Origin of the sequence: Pseudomonas sp. QD4 (assembly GCF_049199125.1) — a bacterium.
Taxonomy (GTDB): domain Bacteria; phylum Pseudomonadota; class Gammaproteobacteria; order Pseudomonadales; family Pseudomonadaceae; genus Aquipseudomonas.
The window spans coordinates 2,332,411-2,349,483 of the sequence record NZ_JBLZOM010000001.1; the positions used below are offsets into that span (position 1 = coordinate 2,332,411).

Consider the following 17,073-nt stretch of genomic DNA (forward strand, 5'->3'; position numbering starts at 1 on the left):
GCTACACCGTTGTAGCCGCTGCCGAAGGCGACGCTGGCCGGGACAGACGCCGGAATTCCCTCGGCGATTACAGACTCAGCGCCCGATTCGAGGCCTTGATGAACTCCTGCTTCAACTCGGCAAAGGTATGCACGGCCGGGAATTGCGGGAACTCGCGGATCACATTGTCCGGTGCATGGAACAGAATCCCCGCATCCGCCTCGCCCAGCATGGTGGTGTCGTTGTACGAATCCCCTGCGGCAATCACCCGGTAGTACAGGCTCTTGAACGCCAGTACCGATTGACGCTTGGGGTCTTTCTGGCGCAGTTGATAGCTGCTGACCCGCCCTGTGTCATCCGTGATCAGGCGATGACAGAGCAGCGTCGGGAAGCCCAGTTGGCGCATCAACGGCTGCGAGAACTCGTAAAAAGTGTCAGAGAGAATCACCACCTGAAACCGCTCGCGCAGCCAGTTGACGAACTCCACTGCGCCGTCGAGCGGCTTGAGGGTGGCGATCACTTCCTGGATGTCGGACAGCTTCAGGCCGTGCTCGTCGAGAATCCGCAGGCGCTGCTTCATCAACACGTCGTAATCGGGAATATCCCGCGTGGTTGCCTTGAGGGATTCAATCCCGGTTTTTTCGGCAAAGGCGATCCAGATTTCCGGGACCAGCACACCTTCCAGATCGAGACAGGCAATTTCCACAAGACACTCCCATTTGTATTGGTTATTGAGTTGAGCGAGCAAAAGGACTGGCGAACTCTAGCGATTCGCCCTGAGAGGTGCAACGCAGAGGAGCGCGCCAGGGCCGGCCGGTTTTTGTTAAGATCGCCCCCCTATAGAGCGCACAGCGCCACCGACCTGTAGGAAAACGCCCTGATGAGCCAACCGTTCGACGTCGCTGAACTCGCCGCGACCTATGCCAACAAGTCCCCCCAGGACATCCTCAAGCTGGCATTTGCCCATTTCGGCGATGACCTGTGGATCTCCTTCAGCGGCGCCGAAGACGTGGTGCTGGTGGACATGGCCTGGAAACTCAACAAGAACGTCAAAGTCTTCAGCCTCGACACCGGGCGCCTGCACCCGGAGACCTATCGCTTCATCGATCAGGTGCGTGAGCACTACAAGATCGAGATCGAACTGATTTCGCCGGACCACAGCAAGCTCGAACCCTTCGTCAAGGAAAAGGGCCTGTTCAGCTTCTACAAGGACGGTCACGGCGAATGCTGCGGCATCCGCAAGATCGAGCCCCTGCGGCGCAAACTGTCCACCGTCAGCGCCTGGGCCACAGGCCAGCGCCGCGACCAGAGCCCGGGTACCCGCAGCCAGGTGGCGGCACTGGAACTCGACGGCGCGTTCTCGACCCCGGAGCGCCCGCTGTACAAGTTCAACCCGCTGGCCCAGATGAGCAGTGAAGAAGTCTGGGGTTACATCCGCATGCTCGAACTGCCCTACAACAGCCTGCACGAGCGCGGCTTCATCAGCATCGGCTGTGAACCCTGCACCCGCCCGGTACTGCCTAACCAGCACGAGCGCGAAGGCCGCTGGTGGTGGGAAGAAGCCACGCAAAAAGAGTGCGGCCTGCACGCCGGCAATATCATAAGCAAGGCCTGATTCACACGGCGGCGCCGGCCCTGAAAAGAGCCGGCGACCCAGGCCGGCGAGCGCGCCGCCCGCCCCCTCCGCAACGCCCCCTCTCCCCCTGGCCGCCGCGACCGCGCTAAACACCGGCCATGTTGCGGAGCGCCAACGGCCAAAATCCTGTACACACTCCATGTCACCATCGGTGTCATTCCTGTATGCACTTCACAATAAACCGCCCATAAAAGTTACATCCCACGCTTTATTAAAAATAAGGCTGATGGCTGTATGACGACTTATAAAAATAAATAGCTGTTCAATTGGTCAACTTATAACTGTTCAAATTCATAAAGTTATAAATTGAACAGATAAAAAGGAAATTAAAACCCGGCGATATAGATAAATATCTGGCACAGAAGTGGCTTAAGTGAATTCGTGTTTTGTATACAATTATTGAAAAACATACATACACTTTATATCCGCAAGCCTGTCCAGCGAGCCAGGCTGCAGATGCCCCGAACCCAGTGACTTACGGGGCCTTGCGACGAAGATTGTCGAGCATGAGCTCAAGCACAGTCATCGCGGGCCACGCAGTCAGGAGCCTGCCGGAATGCGTACAAATACCTCTAACAACATCGCACTCGAACTGCCCTCCTCGCGCCCCTCGACCTACCCTGACCCGTCCCCTGGAGCATTACCGGCCCTGAGCCCGCGCCTGCACAACAAAGACCTGGCGCCCACCAGAATCGAAGGCCGGCGTTGGGGTCGCTACAGCATCTTTGCCCTGTGGACCAACGATGTGCACAACATCGCCAACTACTCCTTCGCCATCGGGCTCTACGCCCTGGGCCTGGGCGGCTGGCAGATCCTGCTGTCGCTGGGGATCGGCGCGGCGCTGGTGTACTTCTTCATGAACCTCTCCGGCTACATGGGGCAAAAGACCGGTGTGCCCTTCCCGGTGATCAGCCGCATCAGTTTCGGTATCCACGGCGCGCAGATTCCGGCGCTGATCCGAGCGGTCATCGCCATTGCCTGGTTCGGCATCCAGACCTACCTGGCGTCGGTGGTCTTTCGCGTGTTGCTGATCGCCATCCACCCGGGGTTTGCCGAGTATGACCAACAGCTGATCCTCGGCCTGTCGGGCCTGGGTTGGGCCTGCTTCGTGGTGATCTGGCTGGTGCAGTTGGTGATTCTGGCCTACGGCATGGAAATGGTCCGGCGCTATGAAGGGTTTGCCGGGCCGGTGATTCTGCTGACCGTCGCCGCCCTGGCCCTCTGGATGTACACCCAGGCCGACGCGCGCATTGCCTGGTCGATCCGCGAGCCCCTGAGCGGCGGCGAGATGTGGCGCCAGATCTTTGCCGGTGGCGCGTTGTGGCTGGCGATCTACGGCACCCTGATTCTCAACTTCTGCGACTTCGCCCGCTCGTCGCCCTGCCGCAGGACCATCCTGGTGGGCAACTTCTGGGGCCTGCCGGTGAACATCCTGGTGTTTGCCGTCATTACCGTGGTGCTCTGCGGCGCGCAGTTCCAGATCAACGGACGGGTGATTGAAAGCCCCACCGAAATCATTGCCTCGATTCCCAACACCGGGTTCCTGGTCCTGGGTTGCCTGGCCTTCCTGATTGTCACCGTGGCGGTGAACATCATGGCCAACTTCGTCGCCCCGGCCTTCGTCCTCAGCAACCTGGCGCCCAAGTACCTGACCTTCCGCCGCGCCGGACTGATCAGCGCCGCCATCGCGGTCCTGATCCTGCCGTGGAACCTCTACAACAGCCCGCTGGTGATCGTGTACTTCCTGTCCGGGCTCGGCGCCCTGCTGGGGCCGCTGTACGGCGTGATCATGGTCGACTACTGGCTGGTGCGCAAAGGCCGGATCAACGTGCCCGAGCTCTACAGCGAAGACCCGCAAGGCGCGTACTTCTATAGCCGCGGGGTCAACCTGAGGGCCGTGGCGGCCTTCGTTCCCGCCGCACTGATCGCCATTGTCCTGGCGCTGGTGCCGGGGTTTGCCAGCGTCTCGCCCTTCTCCTGGCTGTTTGGCGCCGGGATCGCCGCCCTGCTGTACCTGCTGATCGCCCGGCGCGAGGCCTTTTACGCCGACATCAGCGGCGAATCCATCGCGGTCGACAACGTCAGCCACTGACCGCTAGCCGGCCGTCACCACGGCCCCCTTGAAGCAAACGTGCAAGGAATGTTCATGCGTATTCTCGTGATCAACGTCAACACCACCGACTCCATCACCCAGGCCATCGCCCGCCAGGCCCAAAGCGTGGCGGCCCCCGGCACCGAGATCGTCGGCCTGACCCCGTACTTCGGCGCCGAATCGGTCGAAGGCAATTTCGAAAGCTACCTGGCTGCCATCGCGGTGATGGACCGGGTGCTGGCCTACGACCAGCCCTATGACGCGGTGATCCAGGCCGGCTATGGCGAACACGGCCGCGAAGGCCTGCAGGAACTGCTCAATGTGCCAGTGGTGGACATCACCGACGCCGCCGCCAGTACAGCGATGTTCCTGGGCCACGCCTACTCGGTGGTGACCACCCTGGACCGCACCGTGCCGCTGATCGAAGACCGGCTCAAGCTCTCCGGCCTCTACGACCGTTGCGCCTCGGTACGGGCCAGCGGCCTGGCGGTACTGGAGCTGGAACAGGACCCACAGCGCGCGGTGCAGGCCATCGTGCGCCAGGCGGAGCTAGCGGTCAGCGAAGACAAGGCCGAGGTCATCTGTCTGGGTTGCGGCGGCATGGCCGGTCTCGACGAGCAGATTCGCCAGCGCACCGGCGTGCCCGTGGTGGATGGGGTAACGGCGGCGGTGACCATCGCCGAGTCCCTGGTGCGGCTCGGGCTGTCCACCTCCAAGGTGCGCACCTACGCCACGCCGCGCCCCAAGACCATTGTCGGCTGGCCGCTGCGCTTCGGGCGCTGAGTGGCATGACGCTTGGGCCGGCCCCGGCTTCGGGGCCGGCCATCACACAGCGCTGAATGCCTGCGCCAACCCCTGCTCGGCGAACTGCTCAAGCACAAAGTCGACAAAGGCCCGGGTCTTGCCCGGCAGCAGCTTGTGCTCGGCGTAATAGATCGAGGTAAAGCCGTCATCCACGTACCAGTCCGGCAACACCCGCTGCAAGGCACCGGAACGCAGGTAGTTGACGGCAAACGGCATGCTGACCAGCGCCACCCCCAAACCCTGAGCGGCCGCAATGCACGCCGCCTGGGAGTCGCTCATGGTCATGCCGGCCTTGAGTTCCAGAGGTTGCATGGCCCCGGCACGCCCGGTCAGTTGCCAGGTGCGGATTCGTCCGGTCTGCGGCGAGCGAATCAGGATCCCCCGGCAATGGTGCAGATCCTCGGGCTGGTCAATGGCTGCGCAGCCTTGCAGGTAACCCGCACTGGCCACCAGCACGCGATGGGCCGGTGACAACTTGCGCGCGACGACCCCCTGGGGTAACTCGAAGCCACCGCCGATGGCCGCATCGAAGCCCTGGCCGATCAGATCCACCTGCCGGTTGTCAAAATGCCAGTCCGGGTGGATTTCCGGGTAACGCTGCAGAAACTCCCCCAGCATCGGCACGATGTACAGACAGCCAAAGACCGTGCCCACACTGACCTTGAGCGTGCCGGCCGGACGCCCCTGGGCATTGGCCAAGGTACTCACGGCATTCTGGATGGTCTGCAGGCTGTCGCTGACTTCAGCAAGAAACAGGCGCCCGGCTTCGGTCAGCGTCAGGCGCCGGGTGCTGCGCTGGAACAATCTGACCCCAAGCCGGGCTTCCAGCTTGGCTACACTCTTGCCGACCGCGGCGGGGGTCAGGCCCAGCCGCCGTGCAGCTTCGGCAAAACTCCCGACTTCGGCACTGCGGACAAAACATTCGATGCTGCTGAAGGCTTCCATTAGCGGCAACTCTAAACTTTTGGTTTACACAGAGTATAGGGATTACCCGCTACACAGCTGCTAATCAGCGGTCGATACTCGGCTCCATTCACAAGGCAACCCGCCTTGAACTTCAGGAGAACGACATGAACACCTCATCCCTCAACGGCAAAGTGGCACTGATCCAGGGCGGTTCCCGCGGCATCGGCGCCGCCATCGTCAAACGCCTGGCCGCCGAAGGCGCAGTGGTTGCCTTCACCTACGTCAGCTCGACCGCCAAGGCTGAAGAGCTGCAGAACGCGATCATTGCCAGTGGCGGCAAGGCCCTGGCGATCAAGGCCGACAGCGCCGACGCAGCCGCCATTCGCCAGGCTGTCAACCATACCGTCGAGACCTTTGGCCGCCTGGACATCCTGGTCAACAACGCCGGGGTGCTGGCCGTAGCACCTCTGGAGGATTTCAAACTCGAAGATTTCGACCAGACCCTGGCCATCAACGTGCGCAGCGTGTTTATCGCCACCCAGGAAGCCGCCCGCCACATGGGCCAGGGCGGGCGCATCATCAACATCGGCAGCACCAACGCCGATCGCATGCCCTTCGCCGGTGGCGGCCCGTATGCCATGAGCAAAGCCGCGCTGGTGGGCCTGACCAAAGGCATGGCCCGCGACTTGGGTCCGCGAGGCATCACCATCAATAACGTGCAACCCGGCCCGGTAGACACCGACATGAACCCGGCCGACAGCGATTTCGCCGAATCCCTGATGGGCTACATGGCGGTCGGCCGCTACGGCAAGGTCGAAGAGATCGCCAGTTTCGTCGCCTACCTGGCCGGCCCTGAAGCGGCCTACATCACCGGGGCCAGCCTGACCATCGACGGTGGTTTCGGCGCCTGATCCGCCAGCCACACAAAAACGCCGGGCAACCCTGTCATCAGGTTGCCCGGCGTTTTGCTGTCACGCGGTCAAGCGGCGTTGAACGGTGTCACGTCCATTGCAGCGAAGGCAAGCCGCAGGCGCCGGGCTGGAACGCTTTCAGCGAACGGATAATGGCATCGGCATGGGCATAGCGCTCATCAGCCATGGCCGGGTCCGGCACCGCAATCGCGGTCATGCCGGCGGCCTTGGCGGCGGTCACGCCAAACGGCGAATCCTCGAACACCAGGCAATCTTGCGGCGCCACCCCCAGGCGCCGAGCGGCGGTGAGGAAGATATCCGGCGCCGGCTTGGCCGCGCCAACCTCGGGGTCATCGGCAGTGACCACGGTGTCGAACAGGGCGAACCAGTCCGTATGCAGCGTGGTTTTCTGGCCGAAGGACTGGCGTGACGAACTGGTGCCCACGGCAATCGGGACCTTATGCGCCTTCAGATGCTGCACCAGCTCCCGGGCGCCCGGCATGGCCAGGGCACGGGGGAAACGCTCGCGCATCAGCGGTTCGCGGATGACCAGGAACTCCTCGGCGCTGATCGGCAGCTCCAGTGCTTCGACCACATAGCGCGCCAGGTCACCGGCGCCACGGCCAATGATGTTCTGTTTGATGCTCCAGTCGAACGTGCGACCGTAGCGATCGGCAATCAGCTGGGTGACCTCGGTGTAAATGCCCTCGGTGTCCAGCAGCAACCCATCCATATCGAAAATAACGGCCTTGATCGGGCCCAATTCATTCAACCGTGCATTCATCGCGTCTGCTCCGTTAACAAAAAACATCCAGGGAGCGGCTCAGGTACGCCCAGTTTTTTGCTCGATTAATGGGTTCAGCAGCATAGCGGCGTGCACGAGCCAGGGGCAACGGGCAGTGATTCTCGGGCGCGGTGAAAAGCGCCACGGAGGGCGGCGCGACGGGCGGCTCAACGCCAAGGGAGGGGGCGAATCTCAGTAACTGTCGTCGGGATCCGGCTCGTCGTCTTCATCCAGCGCTTCGTCGGCGTCGTTGAGTGGCACCTGCGCATCATCCATCAGCGAACCCGGATCTTCGTTGCCCGGATCGTTGATAAAGGGCAGTCCGCTTGGGCCTTTCTCTTCATTGCCTGCAGTTTCGGGGGTCATGGCAGTCTCGATTTTCGCGGGGGAGGTAAAATTTCGAATCGAAAAACCGCAAAACGTTCAACCCTAAAAAAGCCCGGCAAATTGCCGGGCTTTTCAACGACCGCTGATGCTCAACGATGTTTGTGCTTGTGACCCTTGTTACCCATGCTGCTGCCCAGCGCGCCACCGGCTGCACCACCCAGGCCGGCACCGATATTCGAACCGGTGCTGCCGCCCAGCTTGCTGCCGATGACCGAACCGCCCGCCGATCCGATACCGCCGCCTACCGCAGCCTGGACCCGGCTACCCTTGCGCGCGCCCACGGCACTGCCGGCCGCACCCGCTACACCGGCGCCGATCGCCGCGCCAGTGCTGCCACCCATCTGCTGGCCGACCACATTACCCAAGACGCCACCCAGGCCGCCGCCAATCGCCGCAGTGCCGTCGCCAGCCATCGCACCTTGAGCGACCAGAAGCCCTACAACCAGAGCAGGCAGTGTTAAACGCATGACATAAACCTCAAAAAAAGAAGATCGAAGACCCACGTGCAGATCGGAATGGGGCGCACGACAGAGCGCCCCACACCTGATATCGCGTGAGTTGGACAGCTTATACACAAAGAGTTTTAAGGCAGGCAAAAAAAAGCCCGCTGGGGTAACGGGCCAATGGATTGCTTTCTAACGGATGAGCTGAGCCTACTGCCCCGGATGTGAAGATTATGTGAAAAAAACGCCGCCGCCCTATCCCACACGATTCAACCCACCGCAGCCCCTCCCCAACCCGCCCAATAAAAAGCCCCGCTGGCTGGCGGGGCTCAATCAACACTCGAGTCATTTGCGCAACGGCAGCGCCTTGGGGAAAAACTTCGCTCCACCGACCTTCAACGGAGCACGCGACGGGCTCCTGCCCGCCACAACCTTGGCCAGGGATTCACCCGCCTCCACATCAAACGCTGCCTGACCGCAGCGCACCAGATTGTTGATGGGGAACTCATCCCCGTTGTCCTCGATATAAGGAACACTCATAAGCCCAGCTCCTATCAACAACCAGCCAGCACCGGCAAGCACCTGATTGCCTTGGAAATACTGACCATCACGGCGCTTCAGACTAGTTGGTCATTTACAGACCTGCCCGTTCAGAGGCACAAGGCACCGACGAACGGCCGCGGGCTTTTGTCGCAGGCCACTCAACCAGCAATCGCTGACAGGACCCGCTGCAACAACAACTCGGTCGGCAGCGCACCGTCGACCCGCAGCCAGGGCAGCGGCAACTGATCGAGCCAGCGCTCATGTCGCGGTCGATTGCGTCCGGCCCGGCTGCCCGACTCATAGCTTTCGGCCCAGGCGAGGAACGCCAGGTGATTCTCATGCATGTCCCCGCCCGGAAGAATGCGCTCACCGTGACACTGCAATTCCCGCGCCTTGATCCGCTCAATGCGCAGCGCCGTCGGCGTGTCGACAAACACCACCCAGTCAACGCCTTGAATCACCTCGTCGCCCCAGCCATCCAGGGAACCGGAAAGCACCCAGTCACCCTCAGCCGGAACCCCACGAAGCAGACTCACACGCTCCAACACAGGGCGCGCCTGCACAAAAGGTGGCTCAGTCGGGTACCAGTAGTAATCATCGACATCCACATGCGCTACCCCAAGCCTCGCCGCCAACGCGGCACCCAGGGTGCTGACGCCGGCACCGGATGCGCCGCTGATGTAAATCCGCCTCCCCATCTTCAGGACTCCCTTGCCCAATCCGACATTCGCCCAGCCACCGAGGTCATCAATGCCGCAGGCGGGTGAATTTTCAAATGCCAGAAACCACAAAACCCCTGGCTTCTCAAGGAAACCAGGGGTTTTGTGTACATCGAATATGGCGGTTGAGGAGGGATTCGAACCCTCGATACAGTTTCCTGTATACACACTTTCCAGGCGTGCTCCTTAAGCCTCTCGGACACCCAACCGTGTCTCGTCAAACTGATTCAGTCTGTCGAGGCGCGCTAATGTAGTCGAAAGCTTTTCCGATGGCAAAGGTTTTTTTGAGAATTTTCATGCGCTTAAGGCATTTCTGTAGATTGCCGGGCTCAGGACTGGGATTGGGCCATGGCAAACCGGCCAATCTCTGGCCTGGCGCCCTTCTATATAGAAGGGGTGATGCACGGTCTGTGTGGCCGGCTAGGCTTGTCGAGCGCTGAAAGGCTGACTCATCAGTCAGTCACAGCGCTTTACCTGACCTACGGTGGTGGGTAACGTCTGCCCCACTTCAATACAAGGAATTGCGTCATGAGTGAATTGATTTCTTACCATCTCGAAGACGGTATCGCGACCCTGACCTTGAGCAATGGCAAGGTCAATGCCATTTCCCCGGACGTGATTGTCGCCTTCAATGCCGCGCTGGACCGTGCGGTCGCCGACCGTGCCGTAGTGATCATCACCGGTCAGCCGGGCATTCTGTCAGGCGGCTATGACCTGAAGGTCATGACTGCCGGCCCCAAGGAGGCCGTGAGCCTGGTGACTTCGGGTTCGACCCTGGCGCGGCGCCTGCTGTCGCACCCGTTTCCGGTGATCGTTGCCTGCCCTGGGCACGCAGTGGCCAAGGGCGCATTCATCCTGTTGTCGGCCGACTACCGGATTGGCGTCGACGGCCCGTTCAGCATCGGCCTCAACGAGGTGCAGATCGGCATGACCATGCACCACGCCGGGATCGAACTGGCCCGTGATCGCCTGCGCCGGTCGGCGTTCCATCGCTCAGTGATCAACGGCGAGATGTTCAACCCGCAAAGCGCGGTGGACGCAGGCTTCCTCGACAAGGTGGTAAGCCCCGATGAGCTGACCAGCGCCGCGCTGGAAGTTGCACGTCAGTTGAAGAAGATCAACATGACCGCTCACAAGAACACCAAGCTGAAGGTGCGCAAGGCACTGCTGGACACCCTGGACAACGCCATCATTCAGGATCAGGAGCACTTGGGCTAACTCCCCGGAATTTGCCCGGCAAAAGCCCGACCTCAGCGTCGGGCTTTTTCTTGCCCGAGCCCGGTCACCTACGGCAACCGCTCTAAACCGCAGCTGAGCCCTTCTGCTGGAAACATGCGCTTAAACATCGGCCATCTCCAGTGAATGGCAGCAATTGCCGAAACCAGTGCACATCCGTACACTGCGCCACCTTTTGTCCCAGGTGGGCCCGTAGATGCTGTATTTGTTTCGTATGTTGTTGATGGGGCTGCACTTTATGGCTGCGGGGGTGCTTGGCGTGCTGATTGGCCTATGCCGCCCGTTCAACCCGGACAACAGCCGCCTCTGCGCGCGCCTCTATGCGTGGCCGGCGATGTGCATCCTGCGCCTGCGGGTCAAGGCTGACGTTGGCTCGCTGATGGACAAGCCACAGAGCTGCGTGATCATTGCCAACCACCAATCCAACTACGACCTGTTTGTGTTTGGCAACGTGGTGCCGCGCCGTACCGTGTGCATCGGCAAGAAGAGCCTGAAGTGGGTGCCTTTGTTCGGCCAATTGTTCTGGCTGGCGGGCAACGTGCTGATTGACCGTGGCAACGCACAAAAGGCCCGGCGCTCAATGCTGACCACCACCCACACCTTGCAGCACGAGGACACCTCGATCTGGGTGTTCCCCGAGGGCACGCGCAACTTCGGTGAAGACCTGCTGCCATTCAAGAAAGGCGCGTTCCAGATGGCGATAGCGGCCGGCGTGCCCATCGTGCCCGTGTGTGTCAGCAGCTATATCAAACAGATGAATCTGAGTCGCTGGCGCAGCGGAAAAATCCTGATCCGCTCGCTGCCGGCCATTCCCACTGCCGGTTTGAGCATGGATGACATGCCGCTGTTGATTGCCCAGTGCCGTGAACAGATGCGCGAATGCATCGCCTCGATGGATCGCCAGCTGCAACCGGGCTGATGCTGGCGCCCCCTCTTTTGCCCCGAATGGCCCGCCTTGTGCGGGCTTTTTATTAACGGCGAACTCCGCCGATTCTGCTGACTCTGATCAGGTATTGCAGGCTAAGCTGGTGCAGGTCTGTCTCGATCATGTTGATAAGAAGAAGCGAACAAGAACTATGGGTAGAGTTGTTGCTGCTGCCGTTTACAGCGCCGGTAAGAAAGTCACTGATATCACCCTCGACGAAGGGGCCGCCTGGGCGGCCAAACCCGGTCACTTTGTCTGGATCGGCCTGGAAGAACCCAATGCTCACGAACTGGCCAACCTGCAACGCCAGTTCAACCTGCATGAACTGGCCATTGAGGACGCCCTGGAAAAACACAGCCGGCCGAAGCTGGAAACCTTCGGCGACGCGCTGTTTATCGTCACTTATTCCCCGGTGCGCGAGGCCGGCAAGCTGGAGTTCATCGAAACCCACATCTTTGCCGGCAACGGCTACATCATCACCGCCCGCAACGGCCACTCCAAATCCTACGGCTACGTGCGCCAGCGCTGCGAAGCGCGGCCACTGCTGCTGGAGCATGGCGAAGACTTCGTGCTCTACGCCCTGCTGGATTTCGTCACCGAGAACTACCAGCCGGTCAGTGAGGCGATCCACGCCGAGATCGACGAACTGGAACGCAATGTCCTGTGCGACTCATTGAACGAGCGCGACATCCAGAACCTTCACGGCCTGCGTCGTGACGTCCTGCGTCTGCGGCGACACGTGGCGCCGATGGTGGAGATCAGCGAGGAGCTACAAAAGCTCAGCTTCCCGTTTATCGACAAGAACATGCGGCCGTACTTTCGTGACGTGCAAATTCACGTCACGCGGCAAATGGAAGACTTGTCGACCCTGCGCGACATCGCCAGTCAGACCATCGAAATCGGTGTGCTGCTGGAGGCCTCGCGGCAAAGCGTGGTGCAACGCAAGTTCGCGGCCTGGGCGGCGATCCTGGCGTTTCCGACCGCGGTGGCGGGGATCTACGGCATGAACTTCCAGAACATGCCGGAGCTGAGCTGGCATTACGGCTACTTTGGCGTACTGGGGTTCATCAGTGTCGGCTGCGTCAGCCTGTGGGCCAGCTTCAAGCGCTCGGGATGGTTGTAGGCCTGGCCCCTGTTGCAGGAACCGGGCTGAGCCGCTTCAGGCCGACTTGACCTCAGGGGTGTGAGCCACAAAGCGCATCATCCATTCCGCGACCGTGGCGCCATGGTGGGCGTGATCGAGGCTGGCCACGCCTTTCTGGTAGATCTGCTCGCCCAGGTGTTGCTGGCGAATCTCCAGCAGCGCTCGGGAATAGTCGTGGATGAACTCCGGATGCCCCTGGAAGCACAGCACCTGGTCATTGATGTGATAGGCGGCGAACGGACAGAAGTCGCTGGAGGCGATCACCGTGGCGTTTTCCGGCAATGCGGTGACCTGGTCCTGGTGGCTGATCAGCAGAGTCAGCTCTTCCACCAGCGGGCTCATCCAGGGGGCCTTGGCGGCCAGCTTGTAGTTGTGGGTGCCCACGCCCCAGCCCTGACTCGCCCTTTCGCTCTTGCCGCCCAGCAGCAGCGCCAGCAATTGATGGCCGAAGCAGATACCCAGCAGCTTGTCGCCGCGCTCGTAGCGCGCCAACAAGTAAGTCTTGAGGGTTTGAATCCAGGGATCGGTGCCGAAGGAATCGGCCTTGCTACCGGTGACCAGGTACGCATCGAAGCTCAGATCATCACTCGGGTAATCGCCCTGCATCACGTTATAGACGGTGAATTCGGCGGCGATCGGTTGCTGTGAAAACAGGCGCTGAAACATCTGCCCGTAACCCTGATATTGATCGACCAGTTCGGGACGCAGGATGTCGGTTTCCAGAATGCAGATGCGTAGCGACATAAAAAATACCTGACACGATGATGGGAATAATGAACAGCCCAGAGCCTGCCTTGAAACACTGGGTCAAGGCAAGCCCCGGAAAGGTTCACTGCACGCCGTTCAGCATCAGAAGCATTGGCCCTGGGCGGCCTTTTCCAGAAGCAGGGCCGGTGGTGCGAAACGCTGGCCGTATTGCTCCGCCAGGTAGTGGCTGCGGGCGATGAAATCCCGTAAGCCGTACTGGTTGATGAACTGCAGGGCACCGCCGGTCCAGGCGGCGAAACCGATGCCGAAAATCGAACCGACGTTGGCATCCGCCGTCGAGTGCAGCACGCCCTCTTCCAGGCAACGCACGGTCTCGATGGCCTGGATGAACAGCAACCGGTCACGCACGTCCTGCGCAGAAATCTGCCCCTCGGCTTTTTCCAGGCGCACCTTGAGCTCCGGCCACAGGTGCTTCGGCGCCCCCGCCGGGTAATCGTAGAAACCGCCGCCCGCCGCCTTGCCAGGGCGCTTGTATTCGTTGAGCAGCAGATCGATCACGGCAAAGGCCGGGTGCTCGATGGGCGGCTTGCCTTCGGCCTGCAGGTCCTTGGTGGTCTGCTGGCGAATGTGGCTCATCAGGCTCAGCGATACTTCGTCGGAGATCGCCAACGGGCCAATGGGCATGCCGGCCTTGCGCGCCTCGGTTTCGATCATCGCTGCGGCGATACCTTCGCCAAGCATGGCGATGCCTTCATTGGTGAAGGTACCGAATACCCGCGAAGTAAAAAATCCGCGACTGTCGTTGACCACTATCGGGGTTTTCTTGATTTGCAGTACGAAATCAAAACCTCGGGCCAAAGTTTCGTCGCTGGTGCGAGCCCCCTTGATGATTTCCACCAAGGGCATTTTGTCCACCGGGCTGAAGAAGTGCAGACCGATGAACTTGTCCGGATTCGGCACCGCGCTGGCCAGGCCGCTGATGGGCAAGGTGGATGTGTTGGAGGCGATCACCGCCTCCGCGCCGACCACCCGCTGCGCCGCCGAGGACACCTTGGCCTTGAGCTCGCGGTCCTCGAAGACCGCTTCGATGATCAGGTCGCAGCCCGCCAGATCGGCGTCCTGCCCGGTGGGGCTGATTCGCGCCAGTACCGCATCACGCTGCAACGCACTGAGTTGCCCGCGAGCGACCTTTTTCTCGAGCAGGGCCGCCGAGTGCGCCTTGCCCTTCTCGGCCGCCGCCAGGTCGATGTCCTTGAGCACCACCTGGATACCCGCCAGGGCGCTGACGTAGGCGATTCCCGCGCCCATCATCCCGGCGCCCAGCACCCCGACCTTGTGCGTCACATGGGGCGCAATGCCTTGCGGGCGCGAACCGCCGGCGTTGATCTGATTGAGCCCGAACCAGAAGGTGCCAATCATGTTCTTCGCCACCTGGCCGGTGGTCAGCTCAGTAAAATAGCGGGTCTCGATCAAGTGCGCAGTGTCGAAATCGACCTGGGCGCCCTCCACCGCTGCGCACAGGATCTTCTCCGGCGCCGGCATGCAGCCATGGGTCTTGCTGCGCAAAATCGAGGGGGCAATGGCCAGCATCTGCGCGACCTTGGGGTTCGATGGCGTGCCTCCGGGGATCTGGTAACCCGCCACATCCCAGCGCTGTTTGACCGAGGGGTTGGCCAGGATCCAGGCCCGGGCCTTGGCCAGCATCTGCTCACGGTCGCTCGCCAGCTCATCGACCAGCCCGGCCTGCAACGCTTGCTGCGGCCGTACTTTCTTGCCCTCAAGCAGGTAGGGCAAGGCCTTTTCCAGGCCCAGCATGCGGACCATGCGCACCACGCCGCCACCGCCCGGCAACAGGCCGAGGGTCACTTCCGGCAGGCCAATCTGCAGCGTCTGATCATCCAGCGCAATGCGGTGGTGGCAGGCCAGGCAAATCTCCCAGCCGCCGCCCAGCGCCGCGCCGTTGATCGCAGCGACCACCGGCTTGCCCAGGGTTTCCAGGGCGCGCAGCTGCGCCTTGAGGCTCAGCACCATGTCGTAGAAAGCCTTGGCCTCGGGCTTGCCCACCTTGATCAGTTCGTTGAGATCACCGCCGGCAAAGAAGGTCTTTTTCGCCGAGGTAATGATCACCCCGGCCAGGCTGTCGTCCTCGGCCTGCAGGCGCGCGACGTTGGCGGCCATGGCTTCGCGGTACTGCGCGTTCATGGTGTTGGCGCTCTGGCCCGGCATATCGATGGTCAGCACCACAATCTGGTCCTGGCCTTTTTCGTAACGGATGGCATCGGTCATGACGAGGTTTCCTTGAAGTCGGGGCTCAGAGGCGTTCGATGATGGTGGCGATACCCATGCCGCCGCCGACGCACAGCGTCGCCAGGCCGTAACGCTGGTGCCGGGCCTCCAGCTCATCGAGCAGGGTGCCGAGGATCGCGCAACCGGTGGCGCCCAGTGGGTGGCCCATGGCGATCGAACCGCCATTGACGTTGACCTTGGCCGGGTCGATGGCCATGTCCTTGATGAATTTCAACACCACCGAGGCAAACGCTTCGTTGACTTCGAACAGGTCAATGTCCTCGATGCGCAAACCCGCCTTGGCCAAGGCTTTGCGAGTGGCCGGTGCTGGCCCGGTGAGCATGATGGTCGGATCGGTACTGGTGACCGCAGTGGCAACGATCCGCGCCCGAGGCGTCAGCCCCAGGTCCCGGCCCTTGGCTTCGGAGCCGATCAGCATCAACGCCGCGCCATCGACGATCCCCGAACTGTTGCCCGGCGTGTGCACATGGTTGATGCGCTCGACATGGCTGTAGACGCGCAAGGCAGTGGCGTCAAAACCCATTTGCCCCATCATCTCGAAGCTCGGCTTGAGCTTTCCCAGGCCTTCGAGGGTCGAGTCGCCACGGATGAACTCATCCTGCTCCAGCAGGAGGATGCCGTTCTGGTCCCGGACCGGCACCAGGGACTTGTCGAAGGCCCCATCCGCCCTCGCCCGCGCGGCCTTTTGCTGGGACTGCAGGGCGAAGGTATCGACGTCTTGCCGGCTGAAGCCTTCCAGGGTCGCGATCAGGTCGGCGCCGATACCCTGCGGGGTGAAATGACTGTGCAGGTTGGTCTGCGGATCCAGGACCCAGGCCCCGCCGTCGCTGCCCATGGGCACCCGGGACATGGACTCGACACCGCCGACCACCACCAGGTCCTCGAAACCGGAACGCACCTTCATCGCTCCCAGGTTGACCGCCTCCAGGCCCGACGCGCAAAACCGGTTGATCTGCACCCCAGCCACGCTGATGTCCCAATCCGCCACCAGGGCTGCGGTCTTGGCAATGTCGGCGCCCTGGTCGCCCACCGGCGTGACACAGCCGAGTACGATGTCATCCACCTGGCTGGTATCGAGCTCAGTGCGCCGTTGCAGCGCATAGAGCAACCCGGCCAGCAGGTTCACCGGCTTGACGCTGTACAAGGCGCCATCGGCCTTGCCTTTGCCACGGGGCGTGCGTAACGCGTCGAATATCAAAGCTTCAGTCATGACGTCCTCGAACCGCTGTACGGGAGAGAAAAAAAGGCAGAGCGCTCACCTTAGGCCGGGCGGCGCCGGATTCAATGACCGATGCGCTCAGCGGCCTTGACCCACGCGCTCAGACGAACGGTAGCGAGCTAATAGATGCCACCGACAACGACGGGGAACTGTCTAGCCAACGGGCGCCGACGCAGCTGGCAATAAGCCTCATAACCGTTGAAAAGCTTTACATGACAACTTGATATGAATTGGATCTAAGCCAAGTGTTACAAGGCCCCTAAGGTAGAAACAGCAGGCAGTAAATCGTTGCCGCCGGGGATTTCCCGGGCACGTGTAAGAAAAGGGACA

At 61.4% G+C, this 17,073-nt stretch carries 17 protein-coding genes and 1 tRNA gene; 7 read left to right on the forward strand and 11 right to left on the reverse strand.

The features are described from left to right. Window positions 1–67: 67 nt before the first annotated feature. On the reverse strand, window positions 68–685 hold the full coding sequence (thrH, locus tag ACOZJV_RS10515; protein ID WP_020300333.1) for a bifunctional phosphoserine phosphatase/homoserine phosphotransferase ThrH: 618 nt from the start codon (window positions 683–685) through the stop codon (window positions 68–70). Between the two features lie 174 nt (window positions 686–859). Here thrH and ACOZJV_RS10520 point away from each other — a divergent pair, with 174 nt between their 5' ends. The 3 genes from ACOZJV_RS10520 (at window position 860) to ACOZJV_RS10530 (ending at window position 4,490) form a co-directional block, all read left to right on the forward strand. Beyond that, a complete protein-coding gene (locus ACOZJV_RS10520; RefSeq protein ID WP_020300332.1) occupies window positions 860–1,594 on the forward strand; it encodes a phosphoadenylyl-sulfate reductase in 735 nt (244 codons plus the stop codon). 577 nt (window positions 1,595–2,171) lie between these two features. Further along, on the forward strand, window positions 2,172–3,707 hold the full coding sequence (locus tag ACOZJV_RS10525; protein WP_421547546.1) for an NCS1 family nucleobase:cation symporter-1: 1,536 nt from the start codon (window positions 2,172–2,174) through the stop codon (window positions 3,705–3,707). A gap of 54 nt (window positions 3,708–3,761) precedes the next feature. After that, window positions 3,762–4,490, forward strand: a complete 729-nt coding sequence (locus tag ACOZJV_RS10530) for an aspartate/glutamate racemase family protein (protein ID WP_078471135.1) — start codon at window positions 3,762–3,764, stop codon at window positions 4,488–4,490. A 42-nt stretch (window positions 4,491–4,532) separates the two neighbouring features. Here ACOZJV_RS10530 and ACOZJV_RS10535 read toward each other — a convergent pair whose 3' ends face one another. Next, entirely contained in the window at window positions 4,533–5,456 is a 924-nt protein-coding gene (locus tag ACOZJV_RS10535) for a LysR family transcriptional regulator (RefSeq protein ID WP_078471134.1), read from the reverse strand. Window positions 5,457–5,581: 125 nt separating this feature from the next. On the opposite strand from ACOZJV_RS10535, the gene ACOZJV_RS10540 reads away from it, so the two are divergent. After that, window positions 5,582–6,328 carry a 3-oxoacyl-ACP reductase family protein gene (locus ACOZJV_RS10540; RefSeq protein WP_421547547.1) on the forward strand — a complete coding sequence of 249 codons (747 nt, stop codon included), beginning with the start codon at window positions 5,582–5,584 and terminating at the stop codon, window positions 6,326–6,328. Window positions 6,329–6,416: 88 nt separating this feature from the next. Here ACOZJV_RS10540 and ACOZJV_RS10545 read toward each other — a convergent pair whose 3' ends face one another. The 6 genes from ACOZJV_RS10545 to ACOZJV_RS10570 all read right to left on the reverse strand — a co-directional run bounded on the left by ACOZJV_RS10545 (window position 6,417) and on the right by ACOZJV_RS10570 (window position 9,413). After that, complete coding sequence (locus ACOZJV_RS10545; protein WP_421547548.1) at window positions 6,417–7,112, reverse strand: HAD-IA family hydrolase; 696 nt, start codon at window positions 7,110–7,112, stop codon at window positions 6,417–6,419. Window positions 7,113–7,304: 192 nt separating this feature from the next. Beyond that, entirely contained in the window at window positions 7,305–7,478 is a 174-nt protein-coding gene (locus ACOZJV_RS10550) for a hypothetical protein (protein ID WP_178102954.1), read from the reverse strand. Between the two features lie 110 nt (window positions 7,479–7,588). After that, window positions 7,589–7,966: a hypothetical protein gene (locus ACOZJV_RS10555; protein ID WP_043230875.1), complete on the reverse strand. Its 378-nt coding sequence runs from the start codon at window positions 7,964–7,966 to the stop codon at window positions 7,589–7,591. Window positions 7,967–8,287: 321 nt separating this feature from the next. Next, window positions 8,288–8,482, reverse strand: coding sequence for a hypothetical protein (locus ACOZJV_RS10560; RefSeq protein WP_421547549.1), 195 nt, complete (start codon window positions 8,480–8,482; stop codon window positions 8,288–8,290). 161 nt (window positions 8,483–8,643) lie between these two features. Continuing rightward, window positions 8,644–9,183, reverse strand: coding sequence for an adenylate kinase (locus ACOZJV_RS10565; protein ID WP_421547550.1), 540 nt, complete (start codon window positions 9,181–9,183; stop codon window positions 8,644–8,646). A 140-nt stretch (window positions 9,184–9,323) separates the two neighbouring features. Continuing rightward, window positions 9,324–9,413, reverse strand: a tRNA-Ser gene (locus ACOZJV_RS10570). Between the two features lie 319 nt (window positions 9,414–9,732). On the opposite strand from ACOZJV_RS10570, the gene ACOZJV_RS10575 reads away from it, so the two are divergent. The 3 genes from ACOZJV_RS10575 to ACOZJV_RS10585 all read left to right on the forward strand — a co-directional run bounded on the left by ACOZJV_RS10575 (window position 9,733) and on the right by ACOZJV_RS10585 (window position 12,488). Next, a complete protein-coding gene (locus tag ACOZJV_RS10575; protein WP_078471130.1) occupies window positions 9,733–10,422 on the forward strand; it encodes a crotonase/enoyl-CoA hydratase family protein in 690 nt (229 codons plus the stop codon). 214 nt (window positions 10,423–10,636) lie between these two features. Continuing rightward, window positions 10,637–11,359, forward strand: coding sequence for a 1-acylglycerol-3-phosphate O-acyltransferase (locus tag ACOZJV_RS10580; RefSeq protein WP_078471129.1), 723 nt, complete (start codon window positions 10,637–10,639; stop codon window positions 11,357–11,359). 157 nt (window positions 11,360–11,516) lie between these two features. Beyond that, window positions 11,517–12,488: a magnesium and cobalt transport protein CorA gene (locus tag ACOZJV_RS10585; RefSeq protein ID WP_020300321.1), complete on the forward strand. Its 972-nt coding sequence runs from the start codon at window positions 11,517–11,519 to the stop codon at window positions 12,486–12,488. A gap of 36 nt (window positions 12,489–12,524) precedes the next feature. Here ACOZJV_RS10585 and ACOZJV_RS10590 read toward each other — a convergent pair whose 3' ends face one another. From ACOZJV_RS10590 to ACOZJV_RS10600, 3 genes are all read right to left on the reverse strand, one after another. Next, the gene (locus tag ACOZJV_RS10590) at window positions 12,525–13,253 is read right to left on the reverse strand and encodes an amidotransferase (protein WP_078471128.1); all 729 of its coding nucleotides are present in this window, start codon (window positions 13,251–13,253) and stop codon (window positions 12,525–12,527) included. 105 nt (window positions 13,254–13,358) lie between these two features. After that, window positions 13,359–15,503, reverse strand: coding sequence for a 3-hydroxyacyl-CoA dehydrogenase NAD-binding domain-containing protein (locus ACOZJV_RS10595; protein ID WP_421547551.1), 2,145 nt, complete (start codon window positions 15,501–15,503; stop codon window positions 13,359–13,361). 25 nt (window positions 15,504–15,528) lie between these two features. Next, on the reverse strand, window positions 15,529–16,734 hold the full coding sequence (locus tag ACOZJV_RS10600) for an acetyl-CoA C-acetyltransferase (RefSeq protein WP_421547552.1): 1,206 nt from the start codon (window positions 16,732–16,734) through the stop codon (window positions 15,529–15,531). Window positions 16,735–17,073: the final 339 nt, after the last annotated feature.

Excerpts from the sequence above, each read along its gene's own strand:
- ACOZJV_RS10525 (WP_421547546.1), top strand. The coding sequence starts at position 2,172 with ATGCGTACAAATACCTCTAACAACATCGCACTCGAACTGCCCTCCTCG.
- ACOZJV_RS10530 (WP_078471135.1), top strand. The coding sequence starts at position 3,762 with ATGCGTATTCTCGTGATCAACGTCAACACCACCGACTCCATCACCCAG.
- ACOZJV_RS10545 (WP_421547548.1), bottom strand. The coding sequence starts at position 7,112 with ATGAATGCACGGTTGAATGAATTGGGCCCGATCAAGGCCGTTATTTTC.
- ACOZJV_RS10580 (WP_078471129.1), top strand. The coding sequence starts at position 10,637 with ATGCTGTATTTGTTTCGTATGTTGTTGATGGGGCTGCACTTTATGGCT.
- ACOZJV_RS10565 (WP_421547550.1), bottom strand. The coding sequence starts at position 9,183 with ATGGGGAGGCGGATTTACATCAGCGGCGCATCCGGTGCCGGCGTCAGC.
- ACOZJV_RS10585 (WP_020300321.1), top strand. The coding sequence starts at position 11,517 with ATGGGTAGAGTTGTTGCTGCTGCCGTTTACAGCGCCGGTAAGAAAGTC.
- ACOZJV_RS10560 (WP_421547549.1), bottom strand. The coding sequence starts at position 8,482 with ATGAGTGTTCCTTATATCGAGGACAACGGGGATGAGTTCCCCATCAAC.
- ACOZJV_RS10535 (WP_078471134.1), bottom strand. The coding sequence starts at position 5,456 with ATGGAAGCCTTCAGCAGCATCGAATGTTTTGTCCGCAGTGCCGAAGTC.
- ACOZJV_RS10550 (WP_178102954.1), bottom strand. The coding sequence starts at position 7,478 with ATGACCCCCGAAACTGCAGGCAATGAAGAGAAAGGCCCAAGCGGACTG.
- ACOZJV_RS10595 (WP_421547551.1), bottom strand. The coding sequence starts at position 15,503 with ATGACCGATGCCATCCGTTACGAAAAAGGCCAGGACCAGATTGTGGTG.
- ACOZJV_RS10520 (WP_020300332.1), top strand. The coding sequence starts at position 860 with ATGAGCCAACCGTTCGACGTCGCTGAACTCGCCGCGACCTATGCCAAC.
- ACOZJV_RS10540 (WP_421547547.1), top strand. The coding sequence starts at position 5,582 with ATGAACACCTCATCCCTCAACGGCAAAGTGGCACTGATCCAGGGCGGT.
- ACOZJV_RS10555 (WP_043230875.1), bottom strand. The coding sequence starts at position 7,966 with ATGCGTTTAACACTGCCTGCTCTGGTTGTAGGGCTTCTGGTCGCTCAA.
- ACOZJV_RS10575 (WP_078471130.1), top strand. The coding sequence starts at position 9,733 with ATGAGTGAATTGATTTCTTACCATCTCGAAGACGGTATCGCGACCCTG.
- ACOZJV_RS10600 (WP_421547552.1), bottom strand. The coding sequence starts at position 16,734 with ATGACTGAAGCTTTGATATTCGACGCGTTACGCACGCCCCGTGGCAAA.
- ACOZJV_RS10590 (WP_078471128.1), bottom strand. The coding sequence starts at position 13,253 with ATGTCGCTACGCATCTGCATTCTGGAAACCGACATCCTGCGTCCCGAA.